The sequence below is a fragment of the Streptomyces sp. NPDC020731 genome (assembly GCF_044334705.1).
GTDB lineage: Bacteria > Actinomycetota > Actinomycetes > Streptomycetales > Streptomycetaceae > Streptomyces.
In genome coordinates this window covers 83,184-100,880 of sequence record NZ_JBIRTN010000026.1, presented here as the reverse complement: position 1 = coordinate 100,880, position 17,697 = coordinate 83,184, and the positions used below count along the sequence as shown (strand labels likewise).

The following is a 17,697-nucleotide window of genomic DNA, read 5'->3' as shown; positions in this document are numbered from 1 at the left end:
CCCGCGTGCTGTGATCACCGCATGACCGAGTTGCGTGTACGGGCCGCGACGCCCGAGGACCTCGACACCGTGCTGGCCTTCTGGAAGGTGGCCGCCGAGGGCACGAGCATCAGTGACGACCGGGACGGCGTGGAACGGCTGGTCGCCCGTGATCCCGGGGCGCTGATCCTCGCGGAGAGCGGCGGTGAGCTGGTCGGCACGGTGATCGCGGGCTTCGACGGCTGGCGGTGCCATCTCTACCGGCTGGCGGTGCACCCGGACCGTCGCCGTCGGGGCATCGGCTCCGCGCTGCTGACCGCCGCGGAGGAGCGGTTCGTACGGTTCGGCGGGCGCCGCGCGGACGCGATGGTGCTCGAGAGCAACGGGACCGCCCGCCATGCATGGGGCGCCGCCGGGTACACGCGGGAGGAACGTTGGCGGCGCTGGGTGAAGCCCCTCACCGGGTGATCCACGGCCCGACGGCGCCCCTTTGCCGATCCTTTACCCTTGGACGGCCCCTCGGTCCTCCATGAAAGGTTGTGTGCGTCCGCCCATGGGCGAGCCCCCGGTCCACGACATCGCGCATCCGTTCCCGTCCTGTCCGACCATGGGACAGAGGTGACCCGATGACCGAAGTGCTCCTCCTTCTGGCGGCGATCCTGCTGTCGCTCGCCTGCGGCGCCTTCGTCGCGGCCGAGTTCTCCCTGACCACGGTCGAACGGGCCGAGCTGGAGCGGGCCGTCGAGCGCGGCGAGCGGGGGGCCGCGGGCGCGCTCAAGGCCGTACGCGCTCTGACCTTCCAGCTGTCCGGCGCGCAGCTCGGCATCACGGTCACCAACCTGGTGGTCGGCATGCTGGCCGAGCCGTCGATCGCCGCGCTGATCGCGGGACCGCTGGAGGACATCGGCGTCTCCCGCCCGGTGGCCCGCTCCCTCGCCCTGGTGATCGGCACGGCCCTGTCGACGGTGTTCCTGATGGTGGTCGGCGAGCTGGTGCCCAAGAACTGGGCGATCTCCTCGCCGTTGACCGTCGCCAGACGGGTGGGCAACGCGCAACGCTGGTTCAGCGCGGCCTTCCGCCCGTTCATCACGCATCTGAACAACACGGCCAACCGCATAGTGCGCCGCATCGGCGTGGAGCCCGCCGAGGAACTGGAGTCCGCGCGCGGGCCTCAGGAGCTCGCGGCCCTCGCCCGGCACTCCGCCCGGGAGGGCGCCCTGGAGCCGGACACCGCCGAGCTCTTCGTCCGCACGCTGAATCTCGCCGACCTCACCGCCGAGAACGTGATGACACCGCGCGTCCAGGTCATCGCGCTGGAGGTGCGGGCGACCTGTGAGGACGTGGCGAACGTGACCCGGGCGACGGGGCTGTCCCGGTTCCCCGTCTACCGCGACACCCTCGACGCGGTCGTCGGCACCGCGCACGTCAAGGACGTACTGGCACTGCCCGCGGAGCGCCGCGCCCGGGTGCCCGTGTCGGAGCTGATGCGCGAACCACTGCTGGTCCCCGGAACGCTCACCGTCGACCGTCTCCTCGACCGGCTCTCCGGGCGGCGCACCATGGCCGTGGTGATCGACGAGTACGGCGGCACGGCCGGCGTGGCCACGCTGGAGGACATCGTCGAGGAGGTCGTCGGCGAGGTCCGCGACGAGCACGACCCGCACGAGACCCCCGACCTGGCCCGGGCCGGCACCGATGAGAGCGGGCGCTCCCTGTTCTCGGCCGACGGCTCCGCGCGGGTGGACCAGCTCGCCCGGGTCGGCCTGCGCGCGCCGGAGGGGCCGTACGAGACCCTCGCCGGACTCGTGGCGGCCGAACTGGGCCGCATCCCGGCCGTCGGTGACACTTCCGAGGTCGCCGGCTGGCGCCTGGACGTGGTGGACGCCACCGGCCGCCGCGCGGCACGCGTCCTGCTGCACGCGCCCCTCGACGACCGGCACACGGTGGAACGGCGGACGGCCGTGGCCACGGATGACAGGGGGGCGCGGCGATGACCGTCGTACAGCTGCTGATCGGCCTGGCGACGCTGGTCGTCAACGCCTTCTTCGTCGGCGCCGAGTTCGCCCTGATCTCGGTCCGCCGCAGCCAGATCGAGCCGTACGCGGACAGGGGCGACCGGCGCGCGAAGAGCGTGCTGTGGGGTCTGGAGCATGTGTCCGCGCTGATGGCGGCCGCGCAGCTCGGCATCACGCTGTGCACGCTGGTCCTCGGCGTCGTCGCCGAGCCGGCCATCGCGCATCTGCTGGAACCGGTGTTCCACGCGGTGGGTGTGCCGGAGGGCGCGGGGCACGCGGTGTCGTTCGTGATCGCGCTGACGCTCGCGACGTATCTGCACATGCTGCTCGGCGAGATGGTGCCGAAGAACATCGCGCTCGCCGAGCCGGTGCGCAGCGCCCTGGTGCTGGGTCCGCCGCTGGTGGCGCTGTCCCGCGCGCTGCGCCCGGTGATCTTCACGGTCAACGCGTTCGCCAACGCGCTGCTGAAGCTGATGCGGGTCGAGACACGGAACGAGGTCGCCGCGTCCTTCTCGGACGCCGAGCTGGCCCAGATCGTGAAGGACTCCGGCGAGGCGGGCCTCATCGACGACCGCGCGCGCGAACGGCTGCACGACGCGCTGGAGCTGGGCCGGCGGCCCGTACGGGACGTGGTGATGCCGCTGGAACACGTGGTCTACGCGAGCGTGGGGGTCACCCCGGAGGGACTGGAGCGGCTGTCGGCGGAGTCCGGGTTCTCCCGCTTCCCGGTGGTGGACGAGCAGCGGCGGATCGTCGGCTATCTGCATGTGAAGGACGCCCTCGACGCCTCGCCGCGGGACCTTCCGTTCCGGTTGGGTGACATGCGGCCCATCGCGCGCGTGCGGGAGAGCACGCCGATGGACGACGTCCTCACCGCCATGCGGGGCAGCCGTACGCATCTGGCGGCCGTCCTCGGGTCCGACGGGCGGCTGGCCGGGCTGGTGACCATGGAGGACGTGCTGCAGGAGCTGTTCGGGCAGCGGGCCTGAGCACGGGGAAGGGCGACCGACCGACGGGTATGTGCCACGGGATACCATCTGTGTCGCCATGCAGACGAATCCCACCCACAGCAGCCTCGTCGCCCTGGGCGACTCCTTCACCGAGGGCATGTCGGACCTCCTTCCCGACGGCACCTACCGGGGCTGGGCCGATCTCCTCGCCGCGCGGATGGCGGCCACCACTCCCGGTTTCCGGTACGCCAACCTCGCGGTGCGCGGCAAGCTGATCCGGCAGATCGTGGACGAGCAGGTCGAGGTCGCCGTCGCCATGCGGGCCGACGTCGTCACCCTGGTCGGCGGGCTCAACGACACCCTGCGGCCCAAGTGCGACATGGGCATGGTCCGCGATCTGCTGACCGAGGCCGTGGAGCGGCTGACCCCGCACTGCGAGCAGTTGGTGCTGATGCGCAGCCCCGGCCGCCAGGGGCCGGTCCTGGAGCGCTTCCGCCCGCGCATGGAGGCGCTGTTCGAGTGCGTCGACGAGCTCGCCGAACGGCACGGCGCGCTGGTCGTCGACCTGTACGGGGCGCCCTCGCTCGCCGACCCCCGGCTGTGGGACGTGGACCGGCTGCATCTGACCGCGGACGGGCACCGCAGGGTCGCCGAGGCGGTGTGGCAGACACTGGGTCACCCTCCGGAGGACCCCGAGTGGCATCTGCCCCCGGAGGCATCGCTTCCGCCGCGCTGGGTGGCGCGACGGGTCACGGACGCGCGGTTCGCCCGGCAGTACCTGCTGCCGTGGATCGGCCGCCGGCTCACCGGCCGTTCCTCGGGCGACGGTCTGCCGCCGAAGCGGCCCGAGCTGCTGCCCTACGAGGGCCTGTAGCCCCGCCTTGTGGTTTCCTCCAGGCCACCCGGTGGCGCCGGCCTGCAGGAATCGCCAGTAGACTCCCTGTACGTGACTGCTGCGCCCGCCAAGCCCCGTATCCCGAACGTCCTCGCCGGACGCTACGCCTCCGCCGAGCTCGCCACGCTCTGGTCGCCCGAGCAGAAGGTGAGGCTGGAGCGGCAGCTCTGGCTCGCCGTGCTGCGGGCCCAGAAGGACCTCGGGATCGAGGTGCCCGACGCGGCGATCGCCGACTACGAGCGTGTCCTCGACACCGTCGATCTGGCCTCGATCGCCGAGCGCGAGAAGGTCACCCGGCACGATGTGAAGGCGCGGATCGAGGAGTTCAACGACCTCGCCGGGCACGAGCACGTGCACAAGGGAATGACCTCCCGCGACCTCACCGAGAACGTCGAACAGCTGCAGGTCCGGCTCTCGCTGGAGCTGGTGCGCGACCGTACGGTGGCCGTGCTGGCCCGCCTGGGCAGGCTGGCCGGTGAGTACGGCGAGCTGGTCATGGCCGGCCGCTCGCACAACGTGGCCGCGCAGGCCACCACCCTCGGCAAGAGGTTCGCCACCGTCGCCGACGAGCTGCTCGTCGCGTACGGCCGGGTGGAGGAGCTGCTGGGCCGCTACCCGCTGCGCGGCATCAAGGGCCCGGTCGGCACCGCGCAGGACATGCTGGACCTGCTCGGCGGTGACGCGGGCAGGCTCGCGGAGCTGGAGCAGCGGATCGCCGGGCACCTGGGCTTCTCGCAGGCGTTCACGAGCGTCGGTCAGGTCTACCCGCGTTCGCTCGACTACGAGGTCGTCACCGCGCTGGTGCAGCTGGCCGCCGCGCCGTCGTCGCTGGCGAAGACGATCCGGCTGATGGCCGGGCACGAGCTGGTGACCGAGGGTTTCAAGCCGGGCCAGGTCGGCTCGTCCGCGATGCCGCACAAGATGAACACCCGCTCCTGCGAGCGCGTCAACGGCCTGATGGTGATCCTGCGCGGCTACGCCTCGATGACCGGTGAGCTGGCCGGCGACCAGTGGAACGAGGGCGACGTGTCCTGCTCGGTGGTGCGCCGGGTCGCGCTGCCGGACGCGTTCTTCGCGCTCGACGGTCTGCTGGAGACGTTCCTGACGGTGCTCGACGAGTTCGGCGCCTTCCCGGCGGTCGTGGCCCGGGAGCTGGACCGCTACCTGCCGTTCCTCGCCACCACCAAGGTGCTGATGGGCGCCGTGCGCGCGGGCGTCGGCCGCGAGGTCGCGCACGAGGCCATCAAGGAGAACGCCGTCGCCACCGCCCTCGCCATGCGGGAGCAGGGCGCCGAGCGCAACGACCTCCTCGACAAGCTCGCCGCCGACGAGCGGCTGCCGCTCGGCCGCGCGGAGCTGGAGGCGCTGATGGCCGACAAGCTGTCCTTCACCGGTGCCGCGAGCGACCAGGTCGCCACCGTGGTCGGCCGCGTCGACGAGATCGTCAAGCAGCGCCCGGAGGCCGCCGGGTACACCCCGGGAGCGATCCTCTGACGCGCTTCACCCAGGAGGAGCTTCAGGCCGCCCGCGACCGCCTCGTACCGGACGTGGTCGCGGACGGCCTGCGCGTGCTGTTCTGCGGCATCAACCCCGGTCTGATGACGGCCGCGACCGGCCACCACTTCGCCCGCCCCGGCAACCGCTTCTGGCCGGCCCTGCACCGCTCCGGTTTCACGCCCCGGCTGCTGCTGCCGTCCGAGCAGCGGGAGCTGCTGTCGTACGGGCTCGGGATCACCAATGTCGTGGCGCGGGCGACCGCGCGGGCCGACGAGCTGAGCGCCGAGGAGTACCGGGAGGGCGGGCGGCTGCTCGCCCTGAAGGTGGCCCGGCTGCAGCCGCGGTGGCTGGCCGTGGTGGGGGTCACCGCGTACCGCGCGGCGTTCGACGACCGGAAGGCACGAGTCGGGCCGCAGGCGCGGACCATCGGCGACACCCGCGTGTGGGTCCTGCCCAATCCCAGCGGACTGAACGCCCACTGGACGCCGGCGACGCTGGCGGAGGAGTTCGGACGGCTGCGGCAGGCCGCGGCCGAGCAGTGACGGCCGGTGGTCAGGGCGGGGCTGTTTCCGTGACACCGCCAGCAACCGGATCGCGTCGCCCGGGTCCCGGTCGGCGACCGCCACGGCGACCCAGCGGCCGGTGCCCTGCACCTCCCACAGCCAGGCCACGCCGGCGCGGGCACCGAGCCAGGCCCACGGCTCGGGTGTCTCCTCCCCCTCCGTGCGCGGCGGGACCGTCCGCAGGGTCCAGGGACCGACGTCACCCCAGCGGGAGGCCGGCACCTCGTAGACGGCGTCGCGGTCCTTCTCGAACCGGTCCACCGTGACCGCCCACCGCGCGGGATCGCCGCCCGGTCCGTCACCGGTCCCCCGAAGCCGACGTCCGAGGGGCCGTGCTCCGCCGGAAAGGGACGGAAGCACAGCTCGTCGATGAGGGCGATGTGCCGGGCGATGTCCATGGCTCCGGTAAACCCGCCGCCCCCGGCAGCCGGGGGGCGCCGGCCGGCTTCCGGTCAGGCGTCCCGGCGGCGCAGGCTCCACGCCCCGGCCACCAGGGCGGCGGCCGTCCACAGCGCGGTCACCGCGAGTCCCGACCAGGGGCCGAGGGTTCCGTCGTAGGTCTCGTGCAGGACCACCTGTCCGGCGCGGTCGGGCAGGAAGTCGACGACGGTGCCGGCCGCGTCACCGATCACGAAGGACACGACGAGGACGAACGGGATCAGCACGGAGAGCGTGGCCACTCCGCTGCGCAGCAGGGTCGCCAGGCCCGCGGCGAACAGGGCCATCAGCGTGAGGTAGAGGCCGCAGCCCACGACACCGCGGATCTGCTCGGCCGGGGTGAGGCCGCTCGCCGCCGGGCCGAGCCCCGCCCGCGCCACGAGGAGTGCGGCCAGGGCGGTCAGCAGGCTCACGGCCAGCGTGGGGACGGCGATGGCCGTGACCTTCGCGGCGAACCAGCGTCCGCGCCGCGGGACCGCTGCCAGCGAGAGCCGCAGGGCCCCGTTGTGGTACTCCGCCGATACGGCCATGGCGCCGAAGGAGATGGCGGCGATCTGGCCCGGCGCGACACCGGACAGGGCCATGAACAGGGGGTCGAACTCGGGGTCCGACGTGTTCGAGACCCCGGCGATCGCGGAGAACGCCGTGGTCGCGGCGAACAGCGCGAGCAGAGTTCCGGGGAGCGAGCGGACGGTGCGGATCTTCAGCCACTCGGCGTGGAGAACGGATGCGAACTGCACGGTCAGGCCTCCTGGGGCTGCGCGGCGAACTCGGTCTCGGCGGCGGTCAGGTCCAGATATGCCTGTTCCAGCGTGCCCTCGTGCGCCGTGAGTTCGAGGATCGGCACCCCCGCGGCAGAGGCGAGGCGTCCGATGTCGTCCACGCGCGCGTCCGGCACGGTCCAGTGGCCGTCGGGGTGTTCCACGGCGTCGTGACCGTGCCCGGCGAGAACGCTCTTGAGGGCGGTGGGGTCGGAGGTGCGGATGCGGACGGCGGGGCGCACGCGCGCGTCGATGAACTCCCGCATCGGGGTGTCGGCGAGGAGCCGGCCCCGTCCGAGGACGACGAGGTGGTCGGCGAAGGAGGCGGTCTCGTTCATCAGATGGCTGGAGACCAGGACGGTCCGTCCCTCGTCCGCGAGCCGGCGCAGCAGGGTGCGGATCCATACGATGCCTTCCGGGTCGAGGCCGTTGGAGGGCTCGTCGAGCATGATCACCGCCGGGTCCCCGAGCAGCGCGGCGGCGATGCCCAGCCGCTGGCGCATGCCCAGGGAGTACGTCCGCACCCGGCGGCGCCCCACCGGGCCCAGGCCGGTCTCCTCCAACGCCTCGTCGACCCGGCGGTCCGGGATCCGGTGGCTCGACGCCAGGACGCGCAGATGGTCGCGGCCGGTGCGGGAGCCGTGCGCGGCCTGCGCGTCGAGCAGGGCGCCCACGTGACGCAGGGGTTCGGGAAGGGTGGCGTACGCCCGGCCGCCGATGGTGGCGGAGCCGGACGTGGGGTGGTCGAGGCCGAGCACCAGGCGCATGGTGGTGGACTTGCCGGCGCCGTTGGGGCCGAGGAATCCGGTGACGCGGCCGGGCAGGACGCGGAAGGTGAGGTGGTCGACGGCTCGCCGGGTGCCGTACTCCTTGGTGAGGTCCTGGACGTCGATGCTGGTCATGACAGCAGCGTGACGGCTCGTACGAGGGCGGGGCCTCCCCCGCCGGTGGAGATCGTCTCCCCCGTGCGGGGGAGGTCCCTCGTCGGTGACGGCTGGCACGATGACGGCATGGTCCGTTTGCTGCGCCCGTTCGGGCGGACGGTGACGTACACACGGTTGCTGCATCTGTTCATCGCGATCGTGTGGCCGTCGCTGTGGCTGTTTCTCGAGGAGGCGTGGTGGACCTGGGCGGCGGCGGCCCTGGTGCTCGTCCCCGTCGGGCTGGTGCCCGCGATGCGCACCGTGGAGGGGTTGCAGGCCAGGTTGTTGCTGACCGGTCAGCGGCACGACAGCGAGAGCGCCGGTGTCGTCGTCGCGCCGTCCGCCTCCTGGAGCGACCGGGGCAGGCTCGTCGTATGGCTTCAGGCGCGGCTGCTGATCGGCTGCGCGACCTCCGTGTTCACCGTGAACCTGCTCATGGCCACGGTGGACTTGGGGGCGGCGGCGTTCGGCGGGGACACGGCCTCCGGCGAGTTGCTCCTCCTCGAAGGCCACGACGGGTGGCACGTCCTCCTGCTGCCCCCGGCGTTGGTGACCCTGGCGGTGGCCGTGGTCGCCCCGGGCCATCTGATCACGGCGCTGGCCCACCGGCTGCTCGGTCCCTCCCCCGCCGAGCGGCTGGCCGCCATGGAGGAACGCACCGAGCAGCTCCTGGAACGCACCCGTATCGCCCGGGAGCTCCACGACTCCATCGGCCACGCCCTGACCGTGGCCGTCGTGCAGGCGGGCGCCGCCCGCGCGGCCGGCGATCCCGCCTTCACCGACCGGGCTTTGGACGCCATCGAGGAGACCGGCCGGGCCGCGCTGGAGGACCTGGAGCGGGTCCTCGGCGTCCTGCGCGAGTCCGGGCGGCCGGTCAGCGGCCGGCCGACCCTCACGGACGCCGACCGGCTGCTGGAGTCCGCGCGGACGTCCGGCGCGAAGGTCGACGTCGACATGACCGGGCCCCTGGACACCGTGCCCGGGCCGGTTTCCCGGGAGGGGTATCGCATCCTCCAGGAGGCCCTGACCAATGTGCTGCGGCACGCGGGTGCCGTCCCCGTGCGGGTCCGTATCGCGGTCGACGACGACTCGCTCGGCCTGGAGGTCCGCAATCCGTTCACCGGGGCGGTACCCGGGCCCGGCCGGGGCAGCGGTCTGCGCGGCATGCGCGAGCGCGCGGCACTCCTGGGCGGCCGGGCGTGGACGGGCCCCGACGAGGGCGACTGGCGGGTGCGCGTCGAGCTGCCGATGCGCTGATCTAGGCTGGCCGGATGCCGGTCACCGTTCTGCTCGTCGACGACGAACCCCTCGTACGCGCGGGTCTGCGGGCCGTGTTGGAGGCGCAGCCGGACATCGAGGTCGTCGGGGAGGCGGCCGACGGTGCGGCGGTCATTCCGCTGGTGCGGCAACTGCGGCCGGACGTGGTCGCCATGGACGTACGCATGCCGCTGATGGACGGGATCGAGGCCACGCGCGCGCTGCTGCGGTCGGTCGACGCGCCGCCGAAGATCCTCGTCGTGACGACGTTCGAGAACGACGAGTACGTGTACGGGGCGCTGCGCGCGGGCGCCGACGGGTTCCTGCTGAAGCGGGCGCGGCCCGCGGAGATCGTGCACGCGGTGCGGCTGGTCGCCGAGGGCCAGTCGCTGCTGTTCCCCGCCTCGGTGCGCCGGCTCGCGGCCGAGTACGCCGACGGCAACCGCGCGGCGCGCGACGTGCTGGATCGGGCGCGGCTGACCGAGCGCGAGGGGGAGGTGCTGCGGCTGATGGCGCGGGGCCTGACGAACGCGGAGATCGCCGCGCGGCTGGTGGTGGGGACGGAGACGGTGAAGTCCCATGTGAGTGCCGTGCTGGCGAAGCTGGGGGCGCGGGACCGGACCCAGGCGGTGATCGCGGCCTACGAGTCGGGCTTCGTGACGCCGGGCTGAACGGCGTCCCCGGGGCGGCCGTGCCCGGAGGTCGCCGGGGTCGGCGGCGCCGAGTACGATCCGCCCAACACGCGCACGAGCTGGGAGGACGGACGGTGGGTCGGCTGACCGGCGGGGACCCCTCGCTGCTGCGAAGGATCAACTCCGCGGTGGTGCTGCACGCGTTGCGGGCCACGGACTGCGCGACGCTGACCGAGGTGACCCGGGTGACGGGGCTGTCCCGGCCGACCGTCGAGGGCGTCGTGGAGGGGCTCATCGAGGCGGGTCTCGTCGTGGAGACGGCGGCCGAGGAGGGGGCCGCGCGGAGGCAGGGACGGCCGGCGCGGCGGTTCCGGTTCCGGGCGGAGGCCGGGCACCTGCTCGGCCTGGAGATCGGGGTGCACCGGGTGGCCGCGCTGCTGGCCGATCTGGACGGCCGGGTGATCGGCGCCCAGGCGCGGGACGTCGACGAGACCGTCGACGCCGACGAGCGGCTGGAGCGGATCAGCACGGCCGTCGCGGAGCTGCTGCGGCGGGCCGGTGTCCCGCGCGGCTCGCTGCGGGCCGTGGGCGTGGGCACGCCGGGGATCGTGGAGGCGGACGGCACGGTGCGGCTGGGCACGGCGCTGCCCGGCTGGACGGGACTCGGCCTCGGCGAACGCCTGAGCCGGTCCTTCAGGTGTCCGGTGCTGGTGGAGAACGACGCCAACGCGGCTGTCGTCGCCGAGCACTGGAAGGGCGCCGCCCGGGGGACCGACGACGTGGTGTTCGTGCTGGCCGGGCTGAGCCCGGGCGCCGGCTCACTCATCGGCGGGCGGCTGCACCGGGGGTACGGCGGGGCGGCCGGCGAGATCGGGGCACTGCATCTGCTGGGCCGGGAAGCGACCCCCGAAACCCTGCTGTCCACCACGGACGAACCGCTGCACCCACTCGACGAGCAGGCGGTCGCCGAGGTCTTCACCCAGGCCCGCGAGGGCGACCAGCGGGCGCTGGCGGCCATGGACCGGTTCATCCGCCGGCTCGTCCACGACGTGGCGGCACTGGTGCTGGCCCTCGACCCGGAGCTGGTCGTGATCGGCGGCTGGGCGGCCGGCCTGGACGGCGTCCTGGAGCCGCTGCGCCGCGAACTGGCCCGCTACTGCCTGCGCCCGCCGAAGGTCACCCTGTCCCACCTCGGCGAGGCTGCGGTCGCCACCGGCGCGGTCCGTCTCGCCCTCGACCACGTGGAGGAACAACTCTTCGCGGTGGAGGGCACGGTGACCGCGCGCCGCTAGGGGTGTCGTTTGGACCAGGCCGGCTTCGGGCGACGGCGCCTCACAGCCGAGCCGGGCGGGGTCCGGTGCGTGCGGCCGCGAGGCGGAGGAGGGAGCCGACGCGGAGCGTCGAGGACCGACGACGACGCCGCGGAGGTGCGTGCCGGACACCGCGACCCCGGCAAGATCCAAACGACATCTCCCAGGTCCCGTCGTCACATTCCCGCCGTCCGCCCGGAGAGCGGGCCCTGCGGCATCGGGTGCGTGCCCCCGGCGTGCCGGGCCCTGACCCGAGTACGTCCAGTACGAGGATCAGGGCCCGCTGCGGCGAGAGGGCGCGCACGGCGTCGCGGGGCAGGCGGGAATTCGACGACAGGGCCCAGGGGCCCCGCCCTTCGCACCGGTGCGGAACCCCCGCCCCGTCACCGGCCACCCGGCCGGGAGCCGCGGGCACGCCCGTACCCGGCCGGCCGGTGAGAGGGCGCGAGTGCGCCCCCACAGGCCGGCGCGGTGTCAGGACGCGCGGCGTTCCGGGCCGTGGTGGATCTCGACGCCGCCGGAGTCACCGAAGGTCAGGCGGCAGGTGTCCGCGCGGTAGGTGGCCGCGGAGAGCGCGGCGGTACGGCCGCGGGCGATGAAGCGGGTGGTGACGACGAGAACGGGCGCGCCGGGCAGACGGTCCAGTTCGCGCGCGTCGTCCGCGCGGGCGGAGCCGAGCTCCACCGCGTTCTCCTGCCGCTCCAGTTCCAGGCGCTGCAGTTCCCGCAGCACGGCACGCGCGCGTGCCGTGCCGGACGGCGCGTCGATGCCGGACAGGTCCGGTACCGAGTCCGCCGGGACGTAGAGGAGTTCGGCGGCGACGGGCTGGCCGTGGGAGACGCGGGAGCGGCGCACGACGTGCACGGGCTCGTCAGGGCCGGTCACCAGCGTCTCGGCGACGGCGGCGGGCGGCACCTCGAGCACGCAGTCGAGGGTCTGCCAGGCGTCGTGCGGCCCGCCCGGCCAGGCGTGCTGTGCCGTGCCGACGGACACGCCCATGCGCGGCGGGGCGACCGTCGTGCCCACACCGCGGCGGCGCTGCAGCCTGCCTTCGAGTTCGAGCTGTTCCAGGGCCTGTCGGAGCGTGGCGCGGGCGACGCCGAAGCGGGCGGCGAGGTCGCGCTCGTTGGGCAGGATCTCACCCACGGAGAACTCCGAGTCCAGCGCCTCGCTGAGCACGGTCCTGAGATGCCAGTACTTCGGTTCCGGCACCGTTTCCAGCTGCGTGGTCCCCACCCTGTCCTCCACGATCGCCGTGTCCGGCCGCGTTTTAGCGCCCTTGTTTATTAAAGGTTGTTTCACTTATCTGCGACCATAAGGCGCCCCTCACCCTTGGTCAATACCAATCGGGCACAACGGCGAGGCCGCTGTCACGACGGGGGCTCCGGTGCGGGGGCTTCTACCGGACCGCGGCGAGCGAACGCAGTTTGCCGGGATTGCGGATGACGTACACCGTCCGGACGCGCCCGTCGGCGACGTCGAGCTGGACGACGGAGTCGGGCTTGTCGCCGGACAGGACGAGCACCGCGAAGCCGCCGTTGAGCTCCAGGAAGCGGAAGGAGAGGTCCGGCACGCTCTTGCGGGTGACGCCGAGGAGGAAGCGCCCCACGTGGTCGGCGCTCTCCAGGACCCGCAGCGGGGCACGCGACTTGCCGCCGCTGTCGCCGACCAGACGCGCATCCGGGGCGAGCAGTTCCAGCAGGCCCTCCAGGTCGCCGTCGGCCGCCGCGGCCAGGAAGCGTTCGGTGAGGTCGCGACGCTCGGCGGGGTCGACCTCGTAGCGCGGGCGGCGCTCCTCGACGTGCGTGCGGGCCCGGCCGGCGAGTTGGCGTACGGCCGGTTCGCCGCGGTCGAGCATGGCCGCGATGTCGGCGTACGGATAGCCGAACGCCTCCCGCAGCACGAACACCGCGCGCTCCAGCGGCGACAGGGACTCCATGACGACGAGGACGGCGAGGGAGACGGAGTCGGCGAGGACGGCCCGCTCGGCGGCGTCCGGGACGGTGTCGCCGAAGTCGGTGACGTAGGGCTCGGGCAGCCACGGGCCGACGTACGTCTCGCCGCGCGCCTTGATCTGGCGCAGCCGGTCGATGGCGAGGCGGGTGGTGACGCGCACCAGGTAGCCGCGCGGTTCGCGCACCTCGGCCCGGTCGCCGCCCGACCAGCGCAGCCACGCGTCCTGCACCACGTCCTCCGCGTCGGCCACCCGGCCCAGCATGCGGTAGGCGACCCCCAGGAGGACGGGGCGGTGTTCCTCGAAGACGTCGGTCACGGTGTCGGTGGTCACGGCACCATCCCAACCGACCCGCGCGGTCGTGTCCAGGCGGCACCGGCGGCCGGCCACCGACATGGGGGCTACCCGTCGGTAGCAATTGCTGACAAGCTGTCCACGGCGCCGGGCGGCGTCCGTTTCCGCGAGTCCCAGACGAGGAGCACCCTCATGTCCGCGACCGTCTCCTTCAAGGTCACCTCCCCCCTCGGCCCGCAGACCGTGACCCTGTCCTACGCGCGTGTGGGCCGCGGCGAACCGCTGCTCCTGCTGCACGGCATCGGTCATCACCGCCAGGCCTGGGACCCGGTGGTGGACATCCTGGCGACCGAGCGCGAGGTGATCGCCGTGGACCTGCCCGGCTTCGGCGCCTCCCCGTCACTGCCCGAAGGCCTCACCCACGACCTGCCGACCATGAACGCCGCCCTGAGCGCCCTGTGCGAGGAACTGGAGCTCGACCGGCCGCATGTCGCGGGCAACTCGCTCGGCGGCCTGCTCGCCCTGGAACTCGGCCGGGAACGGCTCGTACGGTCCGTCACCGCCCTGTCCCCGGCGGGCTTCTGGACCCGGGCCGAGCGGCGGTACGCCTTCGGCGTGCTGATCGGCATGCGGCGGATCGCGGAACGGATGCCGCTTCCGCTGGTCGAGCGCCTCGCCCGCTTCGCGGCCGGCCGGGCGGCGCTGACCAGCACCATCTACGCCCGTCCGGGGCGGCGTTCCCCCGAGGCCGTGGTCGCCGAGACGCTCGCGCTCGCCGGGGCCACCGGTTTCGCCGAGACCCTCCGCGCGGGCACCGCCGTACGGTTCACCGACGATGTGCCCGGCATCCCGGTGACCGTCGCCTGGGGCACCCGGGACCGGCTGCTGATCCCCCGCCAGGGCGTGCGCGCCAAGCAGATCATTCCCCGGGCCCGACTGGTCCGGCTGCCCGGCTGCGGCCACGTCCCGATGAACGACGACCCGGCGCTGGTCGCGCGCGTCATCCTCGACGGCAGCCGCTGAGGGCGATCCGTACGGCGGCGCCCCGTGGCCCGGGAACGCCTAGTGTGGCCCCGTCATGACGTCACCGCAGACCGGCCCCGAGGGGCCCGCCGCCTCCTCCGCCTGGGAGCTGCTGCTGCCCGCCGCCGCCGCACCGGCACGCGCGCGTGGCCGTTCGCTGCAGGCCGCGCTGCGCGAGGCGGTGCGGGCGGGGCGGCTCGCGCCGGGGACCCGGCTGCCGTCGAGCCGTGACCTGGCCGCCGACCTCGGTGTGTCGCGGGGGCTGATCACGGAGGCGTACGAGCAGCTGACGGCGGAAGGCTATCTGCGCTCCGGCCGGGGCTCCGGGACGTGGGTGGGAGCGGCGGTACGGGCCGCCCGCCCGCACGCCCACGACCTCGCCCCGCGCGCCCCCGGCGCCCGCGCGGACTTCGTCCCCGGCACACCCGATCTGTCGCTGTTCCCCCGCGCGGCATGGGCGGCGGCGCAGCGTGGTGTGCTCGCGGAGCTTCCGCACCAGGAGCTGGGTTACCCCGATCCGCGTGGGCTGCCCCGGCTGCGTACGGCACTGGCCGGACTGCTCGCGCGGCGCCGGGGCGTGGTGGCCGATCCCGAGCGGATCGTGGTGGTCTCCGGAGTCGCGCAGGCGACGGCACTGCTCGGGTTCGCCCTCCACGCGCGCGGGGTGCGCACCGTCGGTGTGGAGGATCCCGGCAGCCCGCAGCACGAGTCCCTGTACGCCGCGGCCGGGGTCACCGCCGTACCCGTACCGGTGGACGGTGAAGGGCTCGCGATGGAACCGCTGCGGGCGTCGGGGGTGCGGGCGGCCGTCGTGACCCCGGCGCACCAGTTCCCCACCGGCATCGTGTACTCCGCGCGGCGCCGGGCCGATCTGCTCGACTGGGCGCGGTCCGTGGACGGAATCGTCCTGGAGGACGACTACGACGGCGACTTCCGCTACGACCGCGCACCCGTCGGCGCCCTTCAGGGGCTCGACCCCGAGCGCGTGGCCTACACCGGCTCGGTCAGCAAGTCCCTCGCCCCGGGGCTGCGGCTCGGCTGGCTGCTGGTGCCGCAGGGGTGGGCCGAGGAGGTGGTGGAGCGCAAGCGCACCATGGATCTCGGCCACCCCACCCTGGACCAGGCGCTGTTCGCCCGGTTCCTGGAGCGCGGCGACTACGACCGTCAGCTCCGGCGTTGCCAGCGCGCCTACCGCGAACGGCGCGACGCCCTGGTCGCCGCCCTCGGGGAGCACTTCCCGGGCGCCGGGGTCTCCGGGATCGCGGCGGGGCTGCACGTCATCGTCTCGCTGCCCGGGCGCTACGGGCCGCGGGAGCGTTTCCTCGCGCGCGCGGCGGAGGCCGGTGTGGCGGTGCGCCCGCTCACGGACTACGCGCACGACGAGGCGCCGGAGGAGGACGTACGGCTCGTGCTGGGCTACGCGCATGTGACGCCCGCGCGGATCCGCGAGGGCGTGCGTCTGATGGCACAGGCCGCCGCCCGATAGGTGCCCGCTCCCCGCCCGTGCGAGTTGTTCACCCTGGGTTCGCGTGCGAGCCGCGCCGCCCGAGTAGTTGTGGCTGCGCACACTGGCCGGATCCCGTCCCTGGAGGCGCATCCATGTCACACCGTCCGCTCCCCGGCCGTCGCGCCGTGCTGCGCGGCTCGCTCGCGGCCTCGGCGGCCCTGACCCTGCCCACCGCGCTCGGCGCGGCGCCCGCCTTCGCCCGCTCGGGGCGCCCACGGGCCGAGTGGGGCGTGCAGACCGGCGACGTCACCCGTGACTCGGGGCTGGTGTGGGTGCGCTCCGACCGTCCGGCACGGATGACCGTCGAGACGTCGGCGACCGAGTCGTTCCGTCGCCCGCACAGGTGGCACGGTCCGCTGCTCGGCACGGGCACCGACTTCACCGGTACGACCCGGCTGCGCGGACTGCCGTCCGGCGAGCAGATCCACTACCGGGTGCTGCTCGCCGACCCCGACGACCCGCGCCGCACCGGTGAGCCGGTCACCGGCACGTTCCGCACGGTCGCCGCCCGGCGCCGGGACGGTGTGCGGTTCCTGTGGTCGGGCGACCTGGCGGGACAGGGCTGGGGCATCAACCCCGACTTCGGCGGCTACCGCATCTTCGACGCGATGGCGCGGCTGGACCCCGACTTCTTCCTGTTCAGCGGTGACACCGTCTACGCCGACGGTCCCGTCTCCGCGACCGCCGCCCTGCCGGACGGCGGCGTCTGGCGGAACGTCACCACCGAGGAGAAGGCCAAGGTCGCCGAGACCCTGGCCGAGTTCCGGGGCAACTTCCGCTACAACCTGCTCGACGAGAACCTGCGCCGGTTCAACGCCCAGGTGCCGTCCGTCGTGCAGTGGGACGACCACGAGGTGCGCAACAACTGGTACCCGGGCCAGCGGATCGCGGAGACGGACGCCCGGTACACGGAGAAGAGCGTCGACGTACTGGCGGCCCGGGCGCGGCGCGCGTTCGGCGAGTACTTCCCGATGTCCACGCTGCGGCCGGGTGCCCGGGAGGGCCGGGTGTACCGGGTGCTGCGGCAGGGGCCGCTGCTCGACGTGTTCGTGCTGGACATGCGGACGTACCGCAATGCCAACTCCTCCGGTGACCGGACCGTGGACCCCCAGGGCATCCTCGGGCGGGAGCAACTGGAGTGGCTCAAGCGGGAGCTGTCGCGGTCGCGGGCGGTGTGGAAGGTGATCGCCGCCGACATGCCGATCGGTCTCGTCGTGTCCGACACGAGTGAAGGCAGGCAGAACGTCGAGGCGGTGGCCCAGGGCGACCCGGGGACGCCGCTGGGGCGGGAGCTGCAGATCGCGGAGCTGCTGCGGTTCGTCAAGCACCGGCGGATCACCGGCACGGTGTGGCTGACCGCCGACGTGCACCACACCTCGGCGCAGCACTACCAGCCCTCGCGGGCCGCGTTCGACGACTTCGAGCCGTTCTGGGAGTTCGTCTCCGGTCCGCTGAACGCGGGCGCCTTCCCGGCCGGTGCGCTCGACGGCACCTTCGGCCCGGAGCGGGTGTGGGTGAAGGCGCCGAGCGCCTCGAACGTCTCGCCCGCCGGCGGCTACCAGTTCTTCGGCGAGGTCGACATCGACGGCGACAGCGGCGAGTTGACGGTGCGGATGCGGGAGCAGGACGGCACCGTGCTGTTCACGAAGACGCTGCGGCCGGGCCTGGTCGGTCAGTAACTCAACAAAACGGGCGGAAG

At 73.5% G+C, this 17,697-nt stretch carries 16 protein-coding genes; 12 read left to right on the top strand and 4 right to left on the bottom strand.

The annotated features are described in order from the left end of the window. The first annotated feature begins 21 nt into the window (after nt 1-21). From ACH4VX_RS32320 to mug, 6 genes are all read left to right on the top strand, one after another. Nucleotides 22-447, top strand: coding sequence for a GNAT family N-acetyltransferase (locus ACH4VX_RS32320; protein WP_398372468.1), 426 nt, complete (start codon nt 22-24; stop codon nt 445-447). Nucleotides 448-605: 158 nt separating this feature from the next. Then, the gene (locus ACH4VX_RS32315) at nt 606-1,973 is read left to right on the top strand and encodes a hemolysin family protein (RefSeq protein ID WP_398372466.1); all 1,368 of its coding nucleotides are present in this window, start codon (nt 606-608) and stop codon (nt 1,971-1,973) included. Beyond that, nucleotides 1,970-2,983: a hemolysin family protein gene (locus tag ACH4VX_RS32310; protein ID WP_398372464.1), complete on the top strand. Its 1,014-nt coding sequence runs from the start codon at nt 1,970-1,972 to the stop codon at nt 2,981-2,983. The genes ACH4VX_RS32315 and ACH4VX_RS32310 overlap by 4 nt, the downstream gene beginning before the upstream one ends. Before the next feature lie 58 nt (nt 2,984-3,041). Further along, a complete protein-coding gene (locus ACH4VX_RS32305) occupies nt 3,042-3,818 on the top strand; it encodes an SGNH/GDSL hydrolase family protein (RefSeq protein ID WP_398372463.1) in 777 nt (258 codons plus the stop codon). Between the two features lie 72 nt (nt 3,819-3,890). Continuing rightward, nucleotides 3,891-5,333 carry an adenylosuccinate lyase gene (gene purB / locus ACH4VX_RS32300; protein ID WP_398372461.1) on the top strand — a complete coding sequence of 481 codons (1,443 nt, stop codon included), beginning with the start codon at nt 3,891-3,893 and terminating at the stop codon, nt 5,331-5,333. Then, nucleotides 5,330-5,878 (top strand): G/U mismatch-specific DNA glycosylase, encoded by a 549-nt coding sequence (gene mug / locus ACH4VX_RS32295; RefSeq protein WP_398372494.1) that lies wholly within the window; start codon nt 5,330-5,332, stop codon nt 5,876-5,878. Before purB ends, mug begins: the two co-directional genes overlap by 4 nt. A gap of 473 nt (nt 5,879-6,351) precedes the next feature. Here mug and ACH4VX_RS32290 read toward each other — a convergent pair whose 3' ends face one another. Both ACH4VX_RS32290 and ACH4VX_RS32285 read right to left on the bottom strand, forming a co-directional pair. Then, the gene (locus tag ACH4VX_RS32290; RefSeq protein ID WP_398372459.1) at nt 6,352-7,077 is read right to left on the bottom strand and encodes an ABC transporter permease; all 726 of its coding nucleotides are present in this window, start codon (nt 7,075-7,077) and stop codon (nt 6,352-6,354) included. A 2-nt stretch (nt 7,078-7,079) separates the two neighbouring features. Continuing rightward, entirely contained in the window at nt 7,080-8,000 is a 921-nt protein-coding gene (locus ACH4VX_RS32285; protein WP_398372457.1) for an ABC transporter ATP-binding protein, read from the bottom strand. 108 nt (nt 8,001-8,108) lie between these two features. Between ACH4VX_RS32285 and ACH4VX_RS32280 the strand changes: the two genes are divergently transcribed. From ACH4VX_RS32280 to ACH4VX_RS32270, 3 genes are all read left to right on the top strand, one after another. After that, entirely contained in the window at nt 8,109-9,278 is a 1,170-nt protein-coding gene (locus ACH4VX_RS32280; protein WP_398372456.1) for a sensor histidine kinase, read from the top strand. 14 nt (nt 9,279-9,292) lie between these two features. Further along, nucleotides 9,293-9,949, top strand: a complete 657-nt coding sequence (locus ACH4VX_RS32275; protein ID WP_398372454.1) for a response regulator — start codon at nt 9,293-9,295, stop codon at nt 9,947-9,949. 95 nt (nt 9,950-10,044) lie between these two features. Then, on the top strand, nt 10,045-11,202 hold the full coding sequence (locus tag ACH4VX_RS32270; RefSeq protein WP_398372453.1) for an ROK family transcriptional regulator: 1,158 nt from the start codon (nt 10,045-10,047) through the stop codon (nt 11,200-11,202). Nucleotides 11,203-11,694: 492 nt separating this feature from the next. Here ACH4VX_RS32270 and ACH4VX_RS32265 read toward each other — a convergent pair whose 3' ends face one another. Both ACH4VX_RS32265 and ACH4VX_RS32260 read right to left on the bottom strand, forming a co-directional pair. Next, nucleotides 11,695-12,456, bottom strand: coding sequence for a GntR family transcriptional regulator (locus tag ACH4VX_RS32265; protein ID WP_398372451.1), 762 nt, complete (start codon nt 12,454-12,456; stop codon nt 11,695-11,697). Between the two features lie 163 nt (nt 12,457-12,619). Further along, nucleotides 12,620-13,507, bottom strand: coding sequence for an RNA polymerase sigma-70 factor (locus ACH4VX_RS32260; RefSeq protein WP_398372449.1), 888 nt, complete (start codon nt 13,505-13,507; stop codon nt 12,620-12,622). A 153-nt stretch (nt 13,508-13,660) separates the two neighbouring features. Here ACH4VX_RS32260 and ACH4VX_RS32255 point away from each other — a divergent pair, with 153 nt between their 5' ends. The 3 genes from ACH4VX_RS32255 to ACH4VX_RS32245 all read left to right on the top strand — a co-directional run bounded on the left by ACH4VX_RS32255 (nt 13,661) and on the right by ACH4VX_RS32245 (nt 17,677). Next, a complete protein-coding gene (locus ACH4VX_RS32255; RefSeq protein ID WP_398372447.1) occupies nt 13,661-14,491 on the top strand; it encodes an alpha/beta fold hydrolase in 831 nt (276 codons plus the stop codon). 55 nt (nt 14,492-14,546) lie between these two features. Continuing rightward, nucleotides 14,547-15,977 carry a PLP-dependent aminotransferase family protein gene (locus ACH4VX_RS32250; RefSeq protein ID WP_398372445.1) on the top strand — a complete coding sequence of 477 codons (1,431 nt, stop codon included), beginning with the start codon at nt 14,547-14,549 and terminating at the stop codon, nt 15,975-15,977. 113 nt (nt 15,978-16,090) lie between these two features. Next, the gene (locus tag ACH4VX_RS32245) at nt 16,091-17,677 is read left to right on the top strand and encodes an alkaline phosphatase D family protein (protein ID WP_398372444.1); all 1,587 of its coding nucleotides are present in this window, start codon (nt 16,091-16,093) and stop codon (nt 17,675-17,677) included. Nucleotides 17,678-17,697: the final 20 nt, after the last annotated feature.

What these genes read in the sequence shown, in the direction of transcription:
- ACH4VX_RS32320 (WP_398372468.1), top strand. Translation starts at nt 22, where the DNA reads ATGACCGAGTTGCGTGTACGGGCCGCGACGCCCGAGGACCTCGACACC.
- ACH4VX_RS32315 (WP_398372466.1), top strand. Translation starts at nt 606, where the DNA reads ATGACCGAAGTGCTCCTCCTTCTGGCGGCGATCCTGCTGTCGCTCGCC.
- ACH4VX_RS32310 (WP_398372464.1), top strand. Translation starts at nt 1,970, where the DNA reads ATGACCGTCGTACAGCTGCTGATCGGCCTGGCGACGCTGGTCGTCAAC.
- ACH4VX_RS32305 (WP_398372463.1), top strand. Translation starts at nt 3,042, where the DNA reads ATGCAGACGAATCCCACCCACAGCAGCCTCGTCGCCCTGGGCGACTCC.
- ACH4VX_RS32285 (WP_398372457.1), bottom strand. Translation starts at nt 8,000, where the DNA reads ATGACCAGCATCGACGTCCAGGACCTCACCAAGGAGTACGGCACCCGG.
- ACH4VX_RS32280 (WP_398372456.1), top strand. Translation starts at nt 8,109, where the DNA reads ATGGTCCGTTTGCTGCGCCCGTTCGGGCGGACGGTGACGTACACACGG.
- ACH4VX_RS32275 (WP_398372454.1), top strand. Translation starts at nt 9,293, where the DNA reads ATGCCGGTCACCGTTCTGCTCGTCGACGACGAACCCCTCGTACGCGCG.
- ACH4VX_RS32255 (WP_398372447.1), top strand. Translation starts at nt 13,661, where the DNA reads ATGTCCGCGACCGTCTCCTTCAAGGTCACCTCCCCCCTCGGCCCGCAG.
- ACH4VX_RS32250 (WP_398372445.1), top strand. Translation starts at nt 14,547, where the DNA reads ATGACGTCACCGCAGACCGGCCCCGAGGGGCCCGCCGCCTCCTCCGCC.
- ACH4VX_RS32245 (WP_398372444.1), top strand. Translation starts at nt 16,091, where the DNA reads ATGTCACACCGTCCGCTCCCCGGCCGTCGCGCCGTGCTGCGCGGCTCG.